The following is a 19,832-nucleotide window of genomic DNA, read 5'->3' as shown; positions in this document are numbered from 1 at the left end:
TACTATGGCGTCATGGACGCGCTCTCACTCGTCATCCTCGTGGCCGCCGTCGCCAGCGCGGCGTGCTGGGTGCTCTCCCTCGTCACCCGTGACACCTCGTGGGTCGACCGCGCGTGGTCGATCGTTCCGGTGATCTACGTCTGGATCTTCGCCGTCGACGCACTGGCGTCAGGTGTCGATGCGACGCGTCTGGTGGTCATGGCCGTGCTCGTCACAGCATGGGGCATCCGGCTCACGTTCAACTTCGCCCGCAAGGGCGGCTACAGCGGCACCGAGGACTACCGCTGGGCGATCCTACGCGGCCGCCTGCCCGCCTGGCTGTTCCAGGTGTTCAATCTGCTGTTCATCGTCGGCTTCCAGATGACGCTGCTCGTCCTGATCACCCTCCCCGCGGACATCGCCCTGCGCCACCCGGCACCGTTCAGCGGATGGGATGCCGCCTTCACCGGCCTGTTCCTCGCCTTGCTGGTCGGCGAGACGGTCGCCGACCAGCAGCAGTGGGACTTCCACCAGCGCAAGAAGGCCGCCGGCGGCTCGCTCGGCGACGGTTTCCTCACCGCCGGACTGTTCCGCTACAGCCGCCACCCGAACTTCTTCTTCGAGCAGGCTCAGTGGTGGGTGTTCTATGCGATCGGCGCGTCGGCCGCCGTGGCATCCGGTGCGGGATTCGTGGGCGGCGCGCTCAACGCATCGATCGTCGGACCGGTGCTGCTGACCGCCCTGTTCATCGGCTCGACCATCTTCACCGAGTCCATATCGGCCTCGCGCCACCCCGCGTACGCGGACTACCGTCGGCGGACGTCGATGATCGTGCCGTGGCCGCCACGCGAGCGGGCCGTCGCACGGTGAACGAGGGTAGGGTGGCGCTCGCTCAGCGAACGGAGTGGCTCGCCTCCGCACCGACGCCGGCGACGGGAACCAGGCGCTGCAGCTGAGTGACGTGACCCGGTTCGAGCTCCGCGAGCGAGGAGACGCCGAGCAGACGCATCGTCCGCTCGATCTCCGTGCGCAGGATCGCGATCGTGCGGTCGACGCCCTGTCGCCCACCGGCCATGAGGCCGTACAGGTAAGCCCGACCGATCAGCGTGAAGTCGGCTCCGAGCGCGACCGAGGCGACGATGTCGGCGCCGTTCATGATGCCGGTGTCGATCATCACCGTGAAGTCCTCCCCCACCGCCTGGCGCACCTTCGGCAGCAGGTGGAACGGGATCGGAGCACGGTCGAGCTGACGTCCGCCGTGGTTCGAGAGCACGACGCCGTCGACGCCGGCATCCCGCAGCCGGATCGAGTCCTCCACGTTCTGGACGCCCTTGATGACGATCTTGCCGGGCCACAGGTCGCGGATCACTGCGAGGTCGTCGTAGCTGATGGTCGGGTCCATGGCGGCATCCAGCAGCTCGCCGACGGTGCCGCCCGTGGTGCTGAGCGAGGCGAACTCGAGCTTGGGCGTCGTGAGGAAGTCGTACCACCACCACGGCCGCGGGATGGCGTTGATGATCGTGCCGAGCGTCAGCTGCGGCGGGATCGAGAAGCCGTTGCGCTTGTCGCGGAGGCGGGCGCCGGCGACGGGCGTGTCGACGGTGAACTGCAGCGTGTCGAAGCCGGCGGCGGCGGCGCGGCGGGTCAGCTCGTAGGAGATCTCCCTGTCGCGCATCACGTAGAGCTGGAACCAGTTGCGCCCGTGCGGGTTGGCGGCCTTGACGCCCTCGATCGACGTCGTGCCGAGCGTGGAGAGCGTGAACGGGATGCCGGCCGCGGCGGCGGCGCCTGCCCCGGCCTCCTCCCCCTCGGTCTGCATCAGTCGGGTGAAGCCGGTGGGCGCGATACCGAACGGCAGCGCAGACGGGCCGCCGAGGATCTGAAGGGACGTGTCGACCTCCGGAGCCGGCTTGAGAATGCCGGGGTGGAACTCGACGTCCTCGAACGCCTGACGGGCGCGCGACAGCGACAGCTCACCCTCGGCGGCGCCGTCGGTGTAGTCGAAGGCCGCCTTCGGCGTGCGACGCTTGGCGATCGTCCGGAGATCGGCGATCGTCAGAGCCGCGTCCAGGCGGCGCTTGCGCCCGTCGAGCTCCGGCTTCTTGAACTTCATCAGGTCGAGGATCTCGACCGGGTTGGGCAGCTGACGCTTGACCATCATGGTCCTTTCGGTGGGCTCAGGGGCGGGCGGCCGCGACACGGGTCAGTCCCGCGGCCGTGTAGTAACCGGTGATGTGGGTCTTCAGGAGGGTGCGCGCATGCTCGCCGTCACCGGCGTCGATCGCCGCCACGATGGCGTGATGCTCGGCGCGCAGACGCTCGGCCATCGCCGACCAGTCGGCGATCCCGGTGACGCCGGCCTGCACATAGGACTCGATCGCCGTCCGCAGCCCGGCCATCATCGCGGCGATCACGACGTTGCCGGATGCCTCAGCGAGCGCGAGGTGAAGCTGCGCGTCCAGCGCGAGGAACTCGGCCGGCGTCAGCGCGACGGCGTCCATGGCGGCGAGGACCCGGTGCGCCTCCGCGGTGTCCCGGTCGGCGTCGGCTGCGAGAGCGGTGGCCACGGCATCCTCGAGGACGAGACGGGTCTTGACGACGTCCGCGAGGGGGAAGCCCTGCGCGGCCACCTGGAGGCGCAGCAGAGCCGACATGCCCCCGGTGGGCGTGGCGATGACGATGGCCCCGGACTGCGGCCCCGAGCCGGTCGCCGTACGGATCAGGCCCATCACCTCGAGGACGCGGAGGGCCTCGCGGACGCTGGAGCGCCCGACGCCGAGGTCGGCCGCCAGCTCGCGCTCCGAGGGAAGGCGGTCTCCTGGGCCGAGGCGGCCGTCCAGCAGATCGCCCTCGATGTGTTCGAGCACGGTGCGCCAGGCGCGTGGTGCTGCCTCCGGCATCCGATCCTCCTGTGGTCTGACCACAGAGTAACCGACTGTGGTCAGACCACGCAAGCGGCGCCCAGTCCTCGCTCAGCCCAGGCGTCCGCCGGACTCCTCGAGATAGCAGTGGCCGCACAGTGACTCGTAGGTGACGACGTCGACGGGTGCCGAACCGCTCGCGCCCTCGTCGATCGCCACCTGGTCGCCGTCGAAGACGAAGCGCCCGTTGATCACCCGGCCGTTGAAGACGGCCTTGCGCCCGCAACGGCAGATCGTCTTGAGCTCCTCCAGGGAGTGCGCGATCGCCAGCAGGCGGGCGGAGCCGGGGAACGCATGCGTGCGGAAGTCGTTCCGAATGCCGTACGCCATCACCGGGATGCCGTCGACCACGGCGATCCGGAACAGATCGTCCACCTGCTCGGGGGTGAGGAACTGCGCCTCATCGATCAGCAGGCAGGCGACGTCGGCCGGATGCTCGGACGGGATGAGCCCATCGTCGTCGTGCTGCCGCATCCGATCGCGTTCGCGCAGGAACAGGTCGCGCGCGCCGTCCTGCGCACCGATCAAGAAGTCGACCTCACGCGTGACGCCGAGCCTGCTCTCGATCTGGTCGGCGCCCTTGGTGTCGATCTCTGGTTTCGCGAGCAGCACGTGCTGCCCGCGCTCCTCGTAGTTGTACGCGGCCTGCAGGAGCGACGTGGACTTGCCCGAGTTCATCGCGCCGTAGCGGAAGTAGAGCTTCGCCACGGTCGTCCGTCAGCGGTTGATGCCGAGGGCGGTGGCGGTGGATGCCATCGACCGCTCGGCGATCGCGGCATCCTCGTTGAGCTTCGCGCCGTACGTCGGGATCAGGTCCTTCAGCGTCGGCTCCCAGGTCGGGTACTCCTCCGGGAAGCACTTCTGCAGCAGCTCCAGCATGATCGGCACGGCCGTCGAAGCGCCAGGAGAGGCACCGAGGAGACCGGCGATCGAGCCGTCGGCGGCCGAGACGACCTCGGTGCCGAACTGCAGGATGCCGCCCTTCTTCGGATCCTTCTTCATGACCTGAGCGCGCTGACCGGCCTGGATCAGCGTCCAGTCCTCGTCCTTCGCCGTCGGCATGAACACCCGCAGGCTGTCGACCTTCTTGCGGTGGTTCTTGGCCAGTTCGCCGACCAGGTAGGTGATGAGATCCGGATTCGCGAGCGCGACCCGCAGCATCGGCCAGAGGTTGTGCGTGCGGACCTGGCCGACGATGTCGAACCACGAACCGTTCTTGAGGAACTTCGGACTGAACGTGGCGAACGGTCCGAACAGGAGTGACTCCTCGCCGTCGACCACGCGGGTGTCGAGGTGCGGCACCGACATCGGCGGGGCGCCGACGGATGCCTGCGAGTACACCTTCGCCTTGTGCTGCGCGACGACCTTCGGGTTGGTCGTCTTCAGGAACTGTCCGCCGATCGGGAAGACGCCGTAACCCTTGATCTCGGGAATGCCGGAGCGCTGCAGCAGCTTGAGCGCCCAGCCGCCGGCACCGACGAAGACGAAACGCGCCTTCACCTCGCTGGGAGTGAGGCCGAGGGCGGTGCGGTACTTGACCAGCCAGGTGCCGTCCTTCTGGCGCTTGAGGCTGCGCACCTCCTGATTGGTGCGCAGGTCGACGCCGCTGGAGGTGAGGTGGTCGAAGAGCTGATGGGTGAGCGCACCGAAATCGACGTCGGTGCCGGCCGGCACGCGGGTCGCCGCGAACGGCTCGCCCTTGCGACGCTTCTGCATCAGCAGCGGTGCCCAGGTGTTGATGACGCGGGAGTCCTCGCTGTACTCGATGCCTTCGAACAGCGGCTGCTCCTTGAGCACCTCGTAGCGCTCCTTGAGGTACGCGACGTCCTTCTCTCCTCGGACGAACGTCATGTGCGGCGTGGCGTTGATGAACGTCGACGGCTCGTCGAGCACACCCCGATCGACCAGCGAGGACCAGAACTGGCGGCTCTGCTGGAACTGCTCGTTGATCGACACCGCCTTGGCGGGGTCGAGCGGACCGTCCGGGTTCTTCGGCATGTAGTTGAGCTCGCAGAGGGCGGCGTGCCCCGTTCCCGCATTGTTCCACGGGTTCGAGCTCTCCTGCGCCACATCGCTCAGCCGCTCGAAGGCGATGATCTTCCAGTCCGGCTGCAGTTCGTGCAGCAGCGTACCGAGGGTGGCGCTCATGATGCCGCCACCGATGAGGACGACGTCGACGGATTCAGTCACCCGTACAGTCTAGTTCGCCCCGGCACGCCCCCTGACCGGGCGCCGACCCGCCGCACCGATCAAACGGCGACGGCGAGGCGCTCGGCGACGATCTCGGCGATCTGCACGGCGTTCAGGGCCGCGCCCTTGCGCAGGTTGTCATTGCTGATGAACAGCACGAGACCCTTGCCCTCCGGTGCGGACTGGTCGGCACGGATGCGGCCGACGAAGCTCGGGTCCTTGCCGGCCGCGTGCAGCGGCGTCGGCACCTCCTCGAGCGCGACGCCGGGGGCCGCGGACAGCACCTCGGTCGCACGCTGCGGGGAGATCTCGCCGGCGAACTCGGCGTGGATCGACAGCGAGTGGCCGGTGAAGACCGGAACGCGGACGCACGTGCCCGCGACGCGGAGTTCGGGGAGCTCGAGGATCTTGCGGCTCTCGTTGCGGAGCTTCTTCTCCTCGTCCGTCTCGTTCTGACCGTCGTCGACGAGGTTGCCGGCGAACGGGATCACGTCGAACGCGATGGGAGCGACGTACTTCTCGGGCTCCGGGAAGTCGACAGCGGATCCGTCGTGCACGAGACGCAGCGTGTCGCCCTGGGCGAGCACGCCCTCGACCTGTCCGAGCAGCTCCTGGGCGCCGGCGAGGCCGGAACCGGAGACGGCCTGGTAGGTGGACACGATGAGGCGTTCGAGGCCTGCCTCGGCGTGCAGCGCCTTGAGCGCCGGCATCGCGGCCATCGTGGTGCAGTTCGGGTTGGCGATGATGCCCTTGGGGCGCTCGTCGATCGCGTGCGGGTTGACCTCGCTGACCACGAGCGGGACCTCGGGGTCGTTGCGCCACGCGCTGGAGTTGTCGATCACGACGGCTCCGGCCTCGGCGAAGCGAGGCGCGTAGGCGCGGCTGGCCGTCGCTCCGGCCGAGAACAGCGCGATCTCGACACCCGCGGGGTCGGCGGTCTCGACGTCCTCGGCGATGACGGTCACGCCGCCGAACTCGATCGCACTGCCCGCAGAGCGTGCCGACGAGAACAGCCGCAGCTCGCGGATCGGGAACGACCGCTCGCTGAGAATCTCGCGCATGACGGTGCCCACCTGGCCGGTGGCGCCGACGATGGCGACGGAGAATCCTGAGTCGGAGATGCGGGTCATGGGGCTTTCCTCGGGCTGATGCAGAACTGCAGGCGAGGCGCTCGGCACGGCGTCGGAGTGCGGATGCCGCGCCTGGCGCCGATGTCAGGGTTTCGGCGAGTCTACCGTGCCCGTGAGGGCACCGGCGCCCGCGAGACGCGCATTGCTGTGCGACGCTCGGCTCGTGCGGTCGTGTCTCACCCCACGAGCCGAGTCTCGCGATATCGAGAGGGACTCAGCGACCGGTGCCGGCGTGCACGGTCGCCTCGATCTCGTTGTCGAGACCGTAGACCGTGTGCACCGCACGCGCTGCTTCGGCGAGCTCGTCGCCACGCAGGACGACGGAGATGCGGATCTCGGAGGTGGAGATCATCTCGATGTTCACGCCGGCGATCGACAGCGCCTCGAAGAGCTTCGCCGAGACGCCGGAATGAGTGCGCATCCCTGCGCCGACGACCGACAGCTTGCCGATCTGGTCGTCGTGCACGAGGCTCTCGAATCCGATGTCGGCCTGCTCTCCCGCGAGCGCCTTGAGGGCCGCCGCGGCATCCGCCTTGGGAAGCGTGAACGAGATGTCCGTGCGGCCAGTGGACGCCGCAGACACGTTCTGCACGATCATGTCGACGTTCGCGCCGGACTTGGCGACGATCTGGAAGATCTCTGCGGCCTTCCCCGGCACATCGGGGACGCCGATGATCGTGATCTTGGCCTGGCTGAGGTCGGTGGCGACGCCCGCGACGATCGGTTCTTCCATGACTTCTCCCTCAGATTCGCGGGGGTTGAGCATCCCCTGACCAAGAACATAGGTGCCTTCCGCCGAGGAGAACGACGAACGGGCGTGGATGAGCACGCCGTGGCGGCGAGCGTACTCGACGGCTCGGATGTACAGGACCTTGGCGCCGTTCGCGGCGAGCTCGAGCATCTCCTCGCTGGAGACGTGGTCGAGCTTGCGCGCCTTCGGGATGACGCGCGGGTCGGCGGTGAAGATGCCGTCGACATCGCTGTAGATCTCGCAGACGTCGGCGTCGAGAGCGGCCGCCATCGCGACGGCCGTGGTGTCCGACCCGCCCCTGCCGAGGGTCGTGATGTCCTGCGTGTCGTCGTTGAGCCCCTGGAACCCGGCGACGATGACGATCGCGCCCTCGTCCAGCGCCTCGCGCACGCGCCTGGGATTGACCTCGACGATGCGTGCGGAACCGTACGTGTCATCGGTGCGCATGCCGGCCTGCGGCCCGGTGTAGGAGCGAGCCTCGAATCCCATCGAGTGGATGGCCATCGCCAGAAGCGCCATCGAGATGCGCTCACCGCTGGAGAGCAGCATGTCCATTTCGCGCGGCGCCGGGATGGGTGCCACTTCGGCCGCCAGATCCAGCAGCTCGTCTGTGGTGTCGCCCATCGCGCTCACGGCGACCACGACATCATGCCCGGCACGACGGGTGTCGACGATGCGCTTGGCGACGCGCTTGATGCTCTCTGCGTCGGCGACAGACGAGCCGCCGTACTTCTGCACGATGAGGGCCACGGAACACTCCCAGGGATGTCGGGCGGATCCGCCCACCGCACATTCTACTTTCGGGGCGCATGCCGTGACGCGCATGTGACGCGCGCGGTCAGGGAGTGGACGGCGGTGCCGGTGTCACGGTAGGAGCGGAGCGAAGACGACCACCGGTCGCCGCGAACCAGCATCCGATGATCACCAGGGGGAACCCGATCAGCAGTCCCGGGGTGATGGGCTCGGACAGCACGATCGCGCCGAGGATGATCGCGACGATCGGGTTGACGTAGGTGAACAGCGGCGCACGGACCGGGCCCACCTCACGGATCAGCGCGAAGAAAGCGAGGAAGGCGATCGCCGTGCAGATGACCGCGAGGGCCAGCAATGCTGCGGTCGCCTCGAACGTCGGCACCTCCCGCTGCGTCGCGAGGGCGATCGGCAGATAGAGGATCCCGATGGCGAGCAGCGCGAGCGTGATCGTCCCGAGCGAGGGGACGTCCCCGAGCTTGCGCGCGATGATGAACGGCGCGATCGCGTACAGCACGGCCACCAGGAGCACCTCGCCGGCGGCGATCAGATCGCCGGAGGCCAGACCCGGGCCGGCGACCACGATCGCGACACCCGCGAAGCCGACGAGCAGTCCGCCGAGGCGCACGGGTTTCAGCACGGTGCGATCGCCTCCGCCGAGCGCGATCAGAGCCGCGAACAAGGGCACCGTCGCGACCAGAAGGCCCGTCGGCCCGGAGTGCAGCGTCTGTTCGGCGTGACCGAGCAGGACGAATGGACCGCCCATCTCGACGAGGCCGAACGCGAGCACCCACGGCCACTTCTTCAGAGCGGGACGCAGGGCGCCGCTGCGGATGGCGAACGGGAGCAGGAGGAGCGCCGCGATGAGCGTGCGTCCCGCGACGATCGCCGGCGGCGTGTAGGACTCCACGGCGATGCGGATGAGCAGGTACGGCACGCCCCAGAGCAGCGCCATCGCGCCGAACAGGAGCCACCCGCGTCGGCTGACCGCGGAGTGCGCGTTCACCGGGTCACCCCCGCGCCCGCGGTCACAGCGTGCGACGCCCTTCGAAGGCGCGACCCAGAGTGACCTCGTCCGCGTACTCCAGGTCCCCGCCGACGGGAAGCCCCGAGGCCAGACGGGAAACCGTGATCTGCATGGTCGTGAGCAGCCGGCTGAGGTAACTCGCGGTCGCCTCGCCCTCGAGGTTCGGGTTCGTGGCGAGGATCACCTCCTGCACCGTGCCGTCCGCGAGTCGGGTCATGAGCTGCGCGATGCGCAGATCGTCCGGACCGACGCCGGCGATCGGGCTGATCGCACCGCCCAGCACGTGGTACAGACCGCGGAACTCGCGCGTGCGCTCGATCGCGGCGACGTCTTTCGCGTCCTCGACGACGCAGATGAGTGCGGCGTTGCGACGCGGGTCGCGACAGATGCTGCAGCGGTCCTGCTCGGAGACGTTGCCGCAGACCTCGCAGAACCGCACGCGCGCGCGCACCTCCGTGAGCAGCTCGGACAGCCGCGCGACGTCGAACGACGGCGTCTGCAGAATGTGGAACGCGATGCGCTGGGCGGACTTCGGACCGATGCCGGGAAGGCGGCCGAACTCGTCGATGAGCTCCTGGACGATGCCGTCGTACATCAGCTGAACCTCGCAGCGGTCGGGGGCTCGTACGGCTCTTCGCGCACGAAGGTGGCGCCCAGTACCTGGCGGATCACGGCTTCGCCGTACCGCTGGATGCCGTCCGGGGCCGCGGAGCGTGCGGTGACGACGGGTGCCTGCGGTGCAGGTCGTGCCGACGCCGGAGCGTCGATCACCGCGGCAGCGGGTGCCGTGGAGGACGGAGCGGACGCCGGAGCCGGCCGGTATCCGCTCGGGCCCGGCTCATCCGACGGGTCGTATGGCGGCTCGTCCTCGTCCGGAGCGTCATCATCATCCGGCAACGGCGGCTCGTCCTCCGAGACGCGACCGTCGACCGGCGGACGCGGAGCGGACGCCGCGGACTCGACCTCGGCCGGTTCCTCGTCGACGGGAAGCGGAGTCTGCGGCGCCTCGTTCCCCTTCGGAATCGGCGCCACCGCCCATTCCGTCACAGGCGATGAGGATAACGCGCTCGGCCGAGGACTCCGATCGGATTCCGGTGCCGACGGCGTCGAAGCGGCGGGTGCTGGTGGCTTCCCGGCGGGCAGCGGTGCCGGCTTGTACTTCACCTTCACGCCGAGCTCCTGCTCGATCGCGGTGCGCAGGTGGTCGGACGGACCTGGGCCGGGTGTCGGGCCCTTGAACTGCGTGACCTCCTGCGGACTCGCGAAGCCCAGCGTGAGCACGTCGGTGGACGCCTCGTAGCCGAGAGGCTGGATCGCGGTCACCATCAGCCACGCACCACGACTGATGGTCTCGAGACGCTTCAACACGGCTGGCCAGGCGGAGCGGATGCGCTCGAAGTCCACCGGTCCCGATTCCGCCGGTGCTGTCGGCTCGCTCTCGGCTGCCGTCGGGCTCGCCGGCGTCGCGAGCGGAGCGGACAGCGACGCTTCCGCGGCCGGAGCGGCCTCCGCAGCCGGAGCGGGGGAAACGGCAGGCGCGGTGGCAACCGGCGCGGGCGCCGAATCCGGCGCGGGCGACGCACCGGGAGCGGACGTTGTCGGCGACGGGGTCCGTACGGACTCAGGGGTCTCGACGGGGACGCGTTTCGCCTCGCCTGCGGCTCGCTCGACGAGCGGAGAAGAAGGCGCGGCCTGCGCAGCGGCAGCCGGCGCCGGCTGCGCAGCGGGAGCTGAAGCGGGCACCGCCGGAGCCGTAGCAGCAGGGGCCGCACCAGCGGGTATCGTGCCGACGGGCGCACCCGACGCGACCGGTGCGAGCACGCGGGCGATCATCAGCTCGAGGTGCAGGCGCGGCGAGGTGGCACCCGACATGTCGTCGAGGGCGGCGCTCACGAGGTCGGCGGTGTGCGAGAGGCGCGCCTGCCCGAACGACGCGGCCTGCGTCTGCATCCGCTGCATCTCGTCGGACGGGATGCCGCGGAGCACCGCGGACGCCCCCGCCCCGACCGCGGCGATCACGATGAGGTCGCGCAGCCGCTCGAGCAGGTCGTCGACGAAGCGGCGCGGGTCCTGGCCGGTCTGCACGACACGATCGACCGCGGGGAACGCGGCAGCCGCATCGCCGGCCGCCAGTGCATCGACGATCTCGTCCAGCAGCGCGGCGTGCGTGTAGCCGAGCAGCGCGACAGCGCGCTCGTAGGCGACGTGGTCTCCGTCGGAGCCGGCGATGAGCTGGTCGAGCAGCGACAGCGTGTCACGCGGCGAACCGCCACCGGCGCGCACCACGAGGGGCAGCACGCCCTGTTCGACCTGCACGCCCTCTTCGGCGCACAGCTTCTGGACGTACTCGAGCATCGCGGCCGGGGGCACGAGCCGGAACGGATAGTGGTGGGTGCGCGAGCGGATCGTGCCGAGCACCTTCTCGGGTTCGGTGGTCGCGAAGATGAACTTGACGTGCGCCGGCGGTTCCTCCACGAGCTTGAGCAGCGCGTTGAATCCCTGCGGCGTCACCATGTGCGCCTCGTCGAGGATGAAGATCTTGAAGCGGTCGCGGCTCGGGGCGAAGGTGGCGCGTTCGCGCAGATCACGGGCATCGTCGACACCGTTGTGGCTCGCGGCGTCGATCTCGACGACATCCAGCGAACCGCCGCCGTTGCGCGACAGCTCGACGCAGCTGGGGCAGACGCCGCACGGCGTGTCCGTCGGGCCCTCGGCGCAGTTCAGGCAGCGGGCGAGGATGCGGGCCGAAGTCGTCTTCCCGCAGCCGCGCGGACCGGAGAACAGATAGGCGTGCCCGACACGATCGCCCCGCAGAGCCGTCATGAGCGGCTCGGTCACCTGCGACTGCCCGATCATCTCCGCGAAGTTCTCGGGCCGATAACGGCGATAAAGGGCTGTGGTCACCCGTCCAGCCTACGGCGTGCCGCCGACATCGAGATCTCAGTCCGGGAAGCCGGTGATCACCGGGATCGCGCTCGTGACGACGGGCACGGATGCGGACATCAGAGTGCCGTCGTCGCGCCGTGCGTCGGCGAACTGACGCAGGGTCGGCCGGCCGGGGATGACGGGCCCCTGCCCGTCCAGGGCCGCCACGGCGTCCTGCCCCTCCGACGCCGTGTACGCCGCGCCTCGAACCGTGAACTCGACCGGATCTCCCGACCGGACGTGCACGCGCAGCTCGTCCCGCGTCACCGTGACCTGCAGCGTCGTTCCCTGCCACTGCAGGGGGTACGACAGCGACGGCCAGTCCGTAGGCAGCCGAGGGTCGAAGCTCAGCTCTCCGCCATGATCGCGCATGCCGCCGAATCCGCTCACGAGCGCCGTCCACACACCGCCCGCCGACGCCACGTGCACGCCATCAGCCGCATTGTGGTGGAGGTCGCCGAGGTCGACGAACAGCGAATGCTCGAAGTACTCCCTGGCGAGGTCCTGGTACCCGACCTCGGCCGCGAGGATCGATTGGACCACCGCGGACAGCGTCGAATCGCCCGTCGTCAGCGGGTCGTAGTACTGGAAGTCCGCGAGCTTCTCCTCCGCGGTGAAATGGTTGCCCTGCAGGAACAGGGCCAGCACGACATCGGCCTGCTTGAGCACCTGGAACCGGTAGATCACCAGCGGGTGGAAGTGCAGCAGCAGCGGCCGCTGGTCGTCAGGCGTGTGCGCGAGATCCCAGACCTCCCGCTCGAGGAACAGCGAATCCTGCGGATGGATGCCGAGGCTGTCGCTGAACGGGATGTACATGGCGTCGGCGGCCTGCTCCCACGCATCCGCCTCCCCGGCATCCAGCCCCGTGCGTTCCACGAGCGCGTCGAACGCGCGCGGGTCGCTGGCGGCGAGCTCGCGCACCACGCGCGAAGCCAGGCGCAGGTTGAAGCGGGCCATGACGTTCGTGAAGAGGTTGTCGTTGACGACGGTGGTGTACTCGTCCGGTCCGGTGACGCCGTGGATGTGGAACGTCGCGTCGCCGTTCGTCCCGCGCCAGAACCCGAGCGTGGCCCAGAGCCGGGCCGTCTCGACGGCGATGTCCACGCCTTCGCGGTGCAGGAAGTCCACGTCGCCCGTGGCGCGGACGTACTTCCCGAGCGCGAAGCTGACGTCGGCGTTGATGTGGTACTGCGCCGTTCCGGCCGCGTAGTAGGCGGACGCCTCTTCGCCGTTGATCGTGCGCCAGGGGAACAGCGCGCCGGCCTCGTTCAACTGCGCGGCGCGGCGACGGGCGGCCGGCAGCATAAGCACGCGTGCGCGCAGGGCGTTGCGCGCCCACTGCGGTGACGTGTACGTCAGGAACGGCAGGACGTAGATCTCGGTGTCCCAGAAGTAGTGGCCGCTGTAGCCCGAGCCGGAGACGCCCTTGGCCGGCACACCGGAGCCGTCGGCGCGCGCCGATGCCTGAGCGAGCTGGAACAGGCACCACCTGGTCGCCTGCTGCAGGGAATCCTGCCCCTCGATGCGCACGTCGCTGCGCTCCCAGAACGCGTCCAGCCACGCGGACTGCGCCCGCCACTGCTCGTCGACGCCTTCGACCGCGACCCTGTCGAGGGAACGGCGGCAGCGGTCGACGAGCTCCCGCGCGGGGACGCCGCGCGACGTGTGATAGCTCACGAGCTTCGTGATGCGGATCGGGATGCCGGCCTTCGCCTGCACGCGGAACACGTTCTTGGCGATGTCCGGTTCGCACAGCTGCCGGGCGCTGTAGTCGTTGTCCGTCTCGATCACGTGATCGGCGACCACCGCGGCCGTCATGCCGGACTCCGTGACCTCGTACGACAGCGCGGAGCGCAGGCCGTCCTGCCAGTACTCGACCGGTTGCAGCACACGCTCGGCGATCTTCTCGGCCCGACGCGGATCGAAGCCGGCCTTCTGCGCGGCGGGCGGCGTCCCGCCGTACACGTTGCCGCCGTCCTGGCGGTTGATGATCTGGCAGCTGATCGTGACCGGGGCATCCGAGTTCTCGACCGTCACCTCGAGCCGCAGGATGGCGAGATGGCGCTCCTCGAAGCTGACCATGCGCTCGTCACGCATCCGGACGCGCTTGCCGGACGGTGTCTCCCAGACCAGATCCCTGGTCAGGATGCCGGTGCGCATGTCGAGCGATCGCGAGTACTCCCGCACGTCCGCCTCGTCGAACGAGATGGGCTCGTCGTCCACGTACACGCGCATGACCTTGGCGTCCGGTGCGTTGATGATCGTCTGTCCGACCTCGGCGAAACCGTACGCCTGCTCCGCGTGGCGGATCGGCCAGGTCTCGTGCAGACCGTTGATGAAGGTGCCGTGCTCATGCGCGCCGCGTCCTTCGATGTGGTTGCCTCGCAGGCCGAGGTAGCCGTTCCCGATGGCGAACAGCGTCTCGGAGACGCCGTCCTCGGTGTAGCGCGTCTCGACCAGACGCCACGGGTCGACGGGGAAGCGGTCACGATCGATCATGCGGTCTCCGAGGTGCTCGTCGGGAGAAGTCGGGCAAGGTCATCGACGATACAGGTGGCGCCGGACGCCCGCAGCACGTCGGGTCCCGCGCCGCGGTCAACGCCGACGACGGTCGCGAACCCGGCGGCGGACGCGGAGGCGACACCGGCCACGGCGTCCTCGACGGCGGCTCCCGTGACGACGTCGATTCCGAGAGCCGTGGCACCGGCGGCGAACATGTCTGCGGAGGGCTTGGAGGCGAGCGCGTCGCGCTCGGCCACGACGCCGTCCACGACGACCTCGAAGAAGTCACGCAGACCGGCGCTGCCGAGCACCTCCTCCGCGTTCTTGGAGCTCGACACGACGCCCATGCGGATGCCGGCGTCCCTCAGCTGCTCGAGCAGCGCGAGCGAGCCGGGGTACGGTGCGATCCCTTCCGCACGGAGGGATGCCGAGAAGGCGGCGTTCTTGCGATTGCCGATACCGCAGATCGTCTCGGCTTCCGGCGGATCGTCGACCGCGCCCCACGGGATCTCGACGTTGCGGCTGCGCAGCAGGCTCGCCACGCCGTCGTAGCGCTTCTTGCCGTCGACGTAGGCGAAATAGTCGTCGTCCGTGTAGGCGGGTTCGATTCCCCAGCGGTCGAAGACCTCGTCGAACACCGCTTGCCATGCGCGCATGTGCACTTCGGCGGTCGGCGTCAGGACGCCGTCGAGGTCGAACAGCACACCGGACATGGTGCGCAGGTCGGGCAGAGTGTCGGACACGCGGGCCTCCAAAGAAGCATCCGAGGGGGTTCGGGCCGGCACCTCCCTGTGCCTCTGCCAGCGTAATGGGCCGACGGCGTCGGACGCTACGTGCGGCGCCGCCTCACGCCAGGCTCAGCGCCTGTCGTGCGATCTCGAGCTCCTCGTTCGTGGGGACGACCAGCACCTCGATCGCCGACTCGGCCGTGGAGATGCGTCGGATGCCCGGGCGGCGCTGTTCGTTGGCCGCGCCGTCGATCTCCAGCCCCAGGAACCCGAACGTCGACAGCGCCTCCGCGCGCACCCGCGCGGCGTTCTCGCCGACGCCGGCGGTGAAGGAGATGACGTCCACTCCCCCGAGCTGGGCGACGTACGCACCGACATAGGCGCGCAGGCGGTGGATGTACACATCGAACGCGAGCGTCGCCGCACCATCCCCGGCATCGACCCCCGCGAGGATGTCTCGCATGTCGCTGCGACCGGCCAGCCCCAGCAGCCCGCTGCGCTTGTTCAGGAGCGCGTCGAGATCGTCGGTGCTCATGCCGGCGCGGCGGGCGAGATGCAGCAGCACCGCAGGGTCGAGGTCGCCCGAACGGGTGCCCATCACGAGACCCTCGAGCGGCGTCATGCCCATCGACGTCTCCACGGAGCGCCCGCCGTCGATCGCGGTCATCGACACCCCGTTGCCGAGGTGCAGCACGATCTGCCGCAGATCGGAGAGGGGACGGTCGAGGAACGCCGCGGCCTGTTCGGAGACGAACTTGTGGCTGGTGCCGTGGAAGCCGTATCGACGCACGCGGTGCCGTTCGGCGACGGTCTTCTCGATCGCGTAGGTGTAGGCGGCCGGCGGCAGCGTCTGGTGGAACGCGGTGTCGAACACGGCGATGTGCGGGACGTTCCCGAACGCGCGACGACCGGCCCGGATGCCGGCGACGGCTCCCGGGTTGTGCAACGGCGCGAGTTCGGACAGGTCCTCGATGTTGATCTCGACGAGATCGTCGATCGGCGTCGGCGCGAAGAAGCGTGCGCCGCCGTGCACGACACGGTGTCCGACAGCGACCGGTGGGTTCTCCTCCAGCTGCGGCCCGTGCTCGGCGAACTGCTCGAGCATCACCCGGAACGCCTCGTCATGGTCGGCGATGCGCCGCTCGCTGCGGTGCTTCTCGTCGAGGACCGTCGGCGCGGCCGAGCCGTCGGAGAGGCGGCGAACGGCGTGCGTCACATCGCCGGCATCCTGTCCGATGCGCTCGATCAGCCCCTCGCCGAGCGGAAGCTCGCGGTCCATGTCCATCAGGCTGTACTTCAGGGACGATGAGCCGCTGTTGACGACGAGGACGACGCTCATTCGGGGGCTCCCTGGGCTTGGATCGCCGTGATCGCGACGGTGTTCACGATGTCCTCCACCAGAGCCCCTCGGCTCAGATCGTTGATCGGCTTGTTCAGCCCCTGCAGGACGGGGCCGATCGCCACAGCACCGGCCGAACGCTGTACGGCCTTGTAGGTGTTGTTGCCGGTGTTCAGGTCGGGGAAGACGAAGACGGTCGCGCGACCGGCGACATCCGATTCCGGCAGCTTGGCCTTCGCGACCGCCGCGTCGGCGGCCGCGTCGTACTGGATCGGTCCTTCGACCAGGAGCTCCGGCGCCCGCTCTCGGACGAGGGCGGTGGCTTCGCGCACCTTGTCGACGTCGGCACCCGAGCCGGACTCACCGGTCGAGTACGACAGCATGGCCACCCGAGGATCGATGCCGAACTGCCGGGCCGTCTGCGCCGAGGAGATCGCGATGTCGGCCAGTTGCGCGCTGGTCGGATCGGGGATCACCGCGCAGTCGCCGTACACGAGCACGCGGTCCGAGAGCGCCATGAGGAACACGCTCGAGACGACGTCGACACCGGGTCGGGTCTTGATGATCTCGAAGGACGGGCGGATCGTGTGCGCCGTCGTGTGCGCGGCGCCGGAGACCATGCCGTCGGCGAGTCCGAGATGCACCATCATCGTGCCGAAGTACGACACATCCGTGACCGTGTCCGCTGCCTGCGCCAGAGTCACGCCCTTGTGCGCACGCAGACGAGCGTACTCATCGGCGAACCGCTCGACGTGCTCGGGGTCCGTGGTGCTGATGACGGCGGCCGCGGAGATGTCGATGCCGAGCTCGACCGCCCTGGCCCTGATCGCGGTCTCCTCGCCCAGGATCGTCAGGTCGGCGACATCCCTGGCCAGCAGGGTGGCCGCTGCTCGCAGGATGCGGTCGTCCCCGCCTTCGGGCAGCACGATGCGCTTGCGGTCCGAGCGCGCCCGTTCGATGAGCGCGTACTCGAACATGAGCGGCGTGACGACGGTCGCCTCGGCCAGACCCAGCAGCCGCGTCAGCTCGCTGATGTCGACGTGCGTCTGGAAGAGTCCGAGAGCAGTGTCGTAGCGCCGTCGGGAGTCCGCGGCCAGGCGTCCTCGTGCGCCCATCACGCGAACGGCCGTCTCGTAGGTGCCGAGATCGGTCGCGATGATCGGCACCCGCGAGGCCAGCCCGTCCAGGAGCTTCTCGATCGATTCCGGCAGCGGGAACGGGCCGTTCAGGACGATGCCGGCGATCGACGGGAACGTCCCGGCCGCGTCGGCGAGCAGCGCGGCCAGCAGCACCTCTGTGCGATCGGCCGGGATGATGACGACCGCGTCGGCGGTGAGCCGCGGCAGCACGTTCACCATCGACATCCCGGCCACGACGACGCTCAGCGCCTCCCGGGAGAGCAGGTCGTCGTCACCCTTGACCAGGCGCCCGTCGACCGCCGTCAGGATGCCGCGGATGGACGGTGCCACCAGCGACCGGTCCTCGGGAATCGCCCACACCGGCGTCGCATCGGACTGTACGGCGTGCACCGCGTCGATCGTCTCGGCGGCGGCATCCGGATCGGCGCGGTTCACGATCACGGCGAACAGCTCGGCCCGCTCCGCGGCGAGCTCGGCGAGCGCGAGCGCTGCGAGCTGGCTGACCGCCGCAGGCGTGCGCGCGGTCGTCGTGCCCAGCTGCTCGGCACGATGCTGCTGGTCACGACCGGAGAGCACGAGCAGCACCGGTGCGGCGAGGTTCGCCGCGATGCGGGCGTTGTAGCCGAGCTCCGCCGGACTTCCGACGTCCGTGTAGTCGCTTCCGATGATCACCACGGCGTCGCACTGCGCCTCGACGGCCTTGAAGCGGGCGATGATCGTCGACAGGGCCCGGTCGGGGTCGGCGCGGACGTCGTCGTAGGTGACGCCGACGCAGTCCTCGTAGTCGAGATGCACGCCGTCGTGGGCGAGCAGCAGCTCGAGGACGTAGTCGCGTTCCTCCGCCGAGCGCGCGATCGGGCGGAACACGCCGACGCGCGGCGTCACGCGCATGAGCGCGTCGAGAACCCCGAGGGCGATCGTGGATTTCCCGGTGTGTCCCTCGGCCGACGTGATGTAGATGCTCCGTGCCACGAGCCCAGCCTACGTCGGCGCGATCGCCCGTGGCCGGTCGCGGGCCGGAGAAGTTCAGCGACCGGCGTCGCAGGCGCCGGACAGCGCCTCGACCACGGCCTCGGCATCCGATTGGAACCGGGCATAGTGCTGCGGATCGCTGTTGATCTGCACCCGATTGATCGCGAGCGACGGTTCCATGTCCTGCCAGCCGCTCAGCCGCGCGAGCCGCCCGAAGAACAGGGTGGCGGAGGATGCCGGATCCAGCCGCTGTTCGACGCTCCCCCACCATTCCTGCTGCTGGAACAGTCCGATGCTGGTCGTCCGGGAGCCGTCCGGATTCGTGACGCCGGACGTCTCCCAGTCGCCGTACTCGAGCGCTCGGAGCGAACTCTCCCCCATGGCCGCCATGACGCCGATGACCTGCGCATCGCGGTCCAGACCGCGTCCTCGCGCCGTGAGCACGATCGTCGCGGCGTTCTCGAGCTGCTCCCCCTGCCAGCCTTCGATCCCGGCGGCCGGGAAGCTCGCTGGCTCGGATGCGCAGACCGGTGCCTGCGCGGTCGTCATCGGCAGCAGCACGGCCAGCGCAGCGACGGCCGCGACGGCACCGGTGCCGATGAGCACTCGACGCAGCAGCAGCCGACGCCGCAGTCGTCGGGCGGCGCGTGCACGTGCGCCGGGCCTGCGGCGGGCGCGGCGCCGTTTCGCCGGTCGTCGTTTCGCCGTCGCGCTCCGACGCGTGCTCACGCCCGCCGCCCCGGCGATCGTCCGACGAAGACGGCGATGCCACCGCCGACCGCGCCGAACAGATGCGCCTGCCACGAGACGCCTTCGGCCGCGCCGAAGACGCCGAGGAACATGGCCGTCCCGTACAGCGCGATCACGACGAGGGCGATCATGGCGTAGCCGATCCGATGCGCCACCCGACCTGGCGCGAGCACCCGGAGCGCGACGTACCCGAAGTAGCCGAACACGAGGACGGAGGCTCCGACTGTGAGCGTCCCCGGGGCGTTCAGCAACCACGTCCCCGCTCCGCCGACCACGGCGATGATCGCAGTCACGAGCCAGAACCGGGCAGCGCCCTCGATCGCGACGAGACAGCCGAGCACGAAGAACGGCAGCGAATTGGCGATCAGATGCGCCCAGCTCGCGTGCAGCAGCGGGCTGAGCACGACGCCTCCGAGCCCGGAGATGTCCCAGGAGCGGAGACCGAAGCCGGTGAAGGAACCGGGCAGCACGGCATCCGCGAGCTGGATCGCCCACATCAGCGCCAGCATGATCACCGGCGACGCGAACCGGCGCACGACGCTCGGTCTGGTGGGTGTCGCAGGCGTGGTCACACCCCGATCCTGTCAGGGCAGACCAGAAGGATGCTGAGAAGGGCGCGAACCCAAAGAAAAGACCCTCCGCGCACCCGACAGAGCCCGGTTACCCTTGCTACGTTTCCGTCCTGGGGGAATTGGCCTGGATGCCGTCACGCGGAGGGCTTGGAACAGT

16 protein-coding genes and 1 other RNA gene are annotated in these 19,832 nt (G+C 69.3%); 1 reads left to right on the top strand and 16 read right to left on the bottom strand.

Annotation, left to right across the window (positions count from 1 at the left end):
• The first annotated feature begins 12 nt into the window (after positions 1–12).
• Positions 13–849, top strand: coding sequence for a DUF1295 domain-containing protein (locus tag OED01_RS03930; RefSeq protein ID WP_264157079.1), 837 nt, complete (start codon positions 13–15; stop codon positions 847–849).
• A gap of 22 nt (positions 850–871) precedes the next feature.
• On the opposite strand, the gene OED01_RS03925 is transcribed toward OED01_RS03930, so the two are convergent.
• The 16 genes from OED01_RS03925 to ffs all read right to left on the bottom strand — a co-directional run bounded on the left by OED01_RS03925 (position 872) and on the right by ffs (position 19,827).
• Entirely contained in the window at positions 872–2,137 is a 1,266-nt protein-coding gene (locus tag OED01_RS03925) for an alpha-hydroxy acid oxidase (RefSeq protein ID WP_264157908.1), read from the bottom strand.
• Between the two features lie 19 nt (positions 2,138–2,156).
• Positions 2,157–2,879, bottom strand: a complete 723-nt coding sequence (locus OED01_RS03920) for a FadR/GntR family transcriptional regulator (RefSeq protein ID WP_264157078.1) — start codon at positions 2,877–2,879, stop codon at positions 2,157–2,159.
• A 72-nt stretch (positions 2,880–2,951) separates the two neighbouring features.
• Positions 2,952–3,608: a thymidine kinase gene (locus tag OED01_RS03915; protein WP_264157077.1), complete on the bottom strand. Its 657-nt coding sequence runs from the start codon at positions 3,606–3,608 to the stop codon at positions 2,952–2,954.
• 9 nt (positions 3,609–3,617) lie between these two features.
• Positions 3,618–5,090 (bottom strand): malate:quinone oxidoreductase, encoded by a 1,473-nt coding sequence (locus OED01_RS03910; protein WP_264157076.1) that lies wholly within the window; start codon positions 5,088–5,090, stop codon positions 3,618–3,620.
• 59 nt (positions 5,091–5,149) lie between these two features.
• Entirely contained in the window at positions 5,150–6,220 is a 1,071-nt protein-coding gene (locus tag OED01_RS03905; RefSeq protein ID WP_264157075.1) for an aspartate-semialdehyde dehydrogenase, read from the bottom strand.
• A gap of 214 nt (positions 6,221–6,434) precedes the next feature.
• Positions 6,435–7,721 (bottom strand): aspartate kinase, encoded by a 1,287-nt coding sequence (locus OED01_RS03900; protein WP_264157074.1) that lies wholly within the window; start codon positions 7,719–7,721, stop codon positions 6,435–6,437.
• Between the two features lie 88 nt (positions 7,722–7,809).
• The gene (locus OED01_RS03895; protein WP_264157073.1) at positions 7,810–8,727 is read right to left on the bottom strand and encodes a DMT family transporter; all 918 of its coding nucleotides are present in this window, start codon (positions 8,725–8,727) and stop codon (positions 7,810–7,812) included.
• Between the two features lie 22 nt (positions 8,728–8,749).
• A complete protein-coding gene (gene recR, locus OED01_RS03890) occupies positions 8,750–9,343 on the bottom strand; it encodes a recombination mediator RecR (protein ID WP_264157072.1) in 594 nt (197 codons plus the stop codon).
• A complete protein-coding gene (locus OED01_RS03885) occupies positions 9,343–11,652 on the bottom strand; it encodes a DNA polymerase III subunit gamma and tau (RefSeq protein WP_264157071.1) in 2,310 nt (769 codons plus the stop codon). Before OED01_RS03885 ends, recR begins: the two co-directional genes overlap by 1 nt.
• Positions 11,653–11,688: 36 nt before the next feature.
• Positions 11,689–14,172 (bottom strand): glycoside hydrolase family 65 protein, encoded by a 2,484-nt coding sequence (locus tag OED01_RS03880; protein ID WP_264157070.1) that lies wholly within the window; start codon positions 14,170–14,172, stop codon positions 11,689–11,691.
• Entirely contained in the window at positions 14,169–14,918 is a 750-nt protein-coding gene (locus OED01_RS03875; RefSeq protein ID WP_264157069.1) for an HAD family hydrolase, read from the bottom strand. Before OED01_RS03875 ends, OED01_RS03880 begins: the two co-directional genes overlap by 4 nt.
• A 103-nt stretch (positions 14,919–15,021) precedes the next feature.
• A complete protein-coding gene (locus OED01_RS03870) occupies positions 15,022–16,242 on the bottom strand; it encodes an acetate/propionate family kinase (RefSeq protein WP_264157068.1) in 1,221 nt (406 codons plus the stop codon).
• Entirely contained in the window at positions 16,239–18,353 is a 2,115-nt protein-coding gene (gene pta / locus OED01_RS03865) for a phosphate acetyltransferase (RefSeq protein WP_264157067.1), read from the bottom strand. The genes OED01_RS03870 and pta overlap by 4 nt, the downstream gene beginning before the upstream one ends.
• Positions 18,354–18,407: 54 nt before the next feature.
• Entirely contained in the window at positions 18,408–19,082 is a 675-nt protein-coding gene (locus OED01_RS03860) for a hypothetical protein (RefSeq protein WP_264157066.1), read from the bottom strand.
• The gene (locus tag OED01_RS03855) at positions 19,079–19,675 is read right to left on the bottom strand and encodes a rhomboid family intramembrane serine protease (RefSeq protein WP_264157065.1); all 597 of its coding nucleotides are present in this window, start codon (positions 19,673–19,675) and stop codon (positions 19,079–19,081) included. Before OED01_RS03855 ends, OED01_RS03860 begins: the two co-directional genes overlap by 4 nt.
• A gap of 52 nt (positions 19,676–19,727) precedes the next feature.
• An RNA gene (gene ffs, locus OED01_RS03850) (signal recognition particle sRNA small type) lies at positions 19,728–19,827 on the bottom strand.
• Positions 19,828–19,832: the final 5 nt, after the last annotated feature.

The organism is Microbacterium sp. M28 (assembly GCF_025836995.1).
Taxonomy (GTDB): domain Bacteria; phylum Actinomycetota; class Actinomycetes; order Actinomycetales; family Microbacteriaceae; genus Microbacterium.
The sequence above is the reverse complement of the archived record's forward strand: the minus strand, read 5'-3'. Positions and strand labels throughout refer to the sequence as shown.

What these genes read in the sequence shown, in the direction of transcription:
- recR (WP_264157072.1), bottom strand. Translation starts at nt 9,343, where the DNA reads ATGTACGACGGCATCGTCCAGGAGCTCATCGACGAGTTCGGCCGCCTT.
- OED01_RS03880 (WP_264157070.1), bottom strand. Translation starts at nt 14,172, where the DNA reads ATGATCGATCGTGACCGCTTCCCCGTCGACCCGTGGCGTCTGGTCGAG.
- OED01_RS03920 (WP_264157078.1), bottom strand. Translation starts at nt 2,879, where the DNA reads ATGCCGGAGGCAGCACCACGCGCCTGGCGCACCGTGCTCGAACACATC.
- OED01_RS03870 (WP_264157068.1), bottom strand. Translation starts at nt 16,242, where the DNA reads ATGAGCGTCGTCCTCGTCGTCAACAGCGGCTCATCGTCCCTGAAGTAC.
- OED01_RS03905 (WP_264157075.1), bottom strand. Translation starts at nt 6,220, where the DNA reads ATGACCCGCATCTCCGACTCAGGATTCTCCGTCGCCATCGTCGGCGCC.
- OED01_RS03925 (WP_264157908.1), bottom strand. Translation starts at nt 2,137, where the DNA reads ATGGTCAAGCGTCAGCTGCCCAACCCGGTCGAGATCCTCGACCTGATG.
- OED01_RS03930 (WP_264157079.1), top strand. Translation starts at nt 13, where the DNA reads ATGGACGCGCTCTCACTCGTCATCCTCGTGGCCGCCGTCGCCAGCGCG.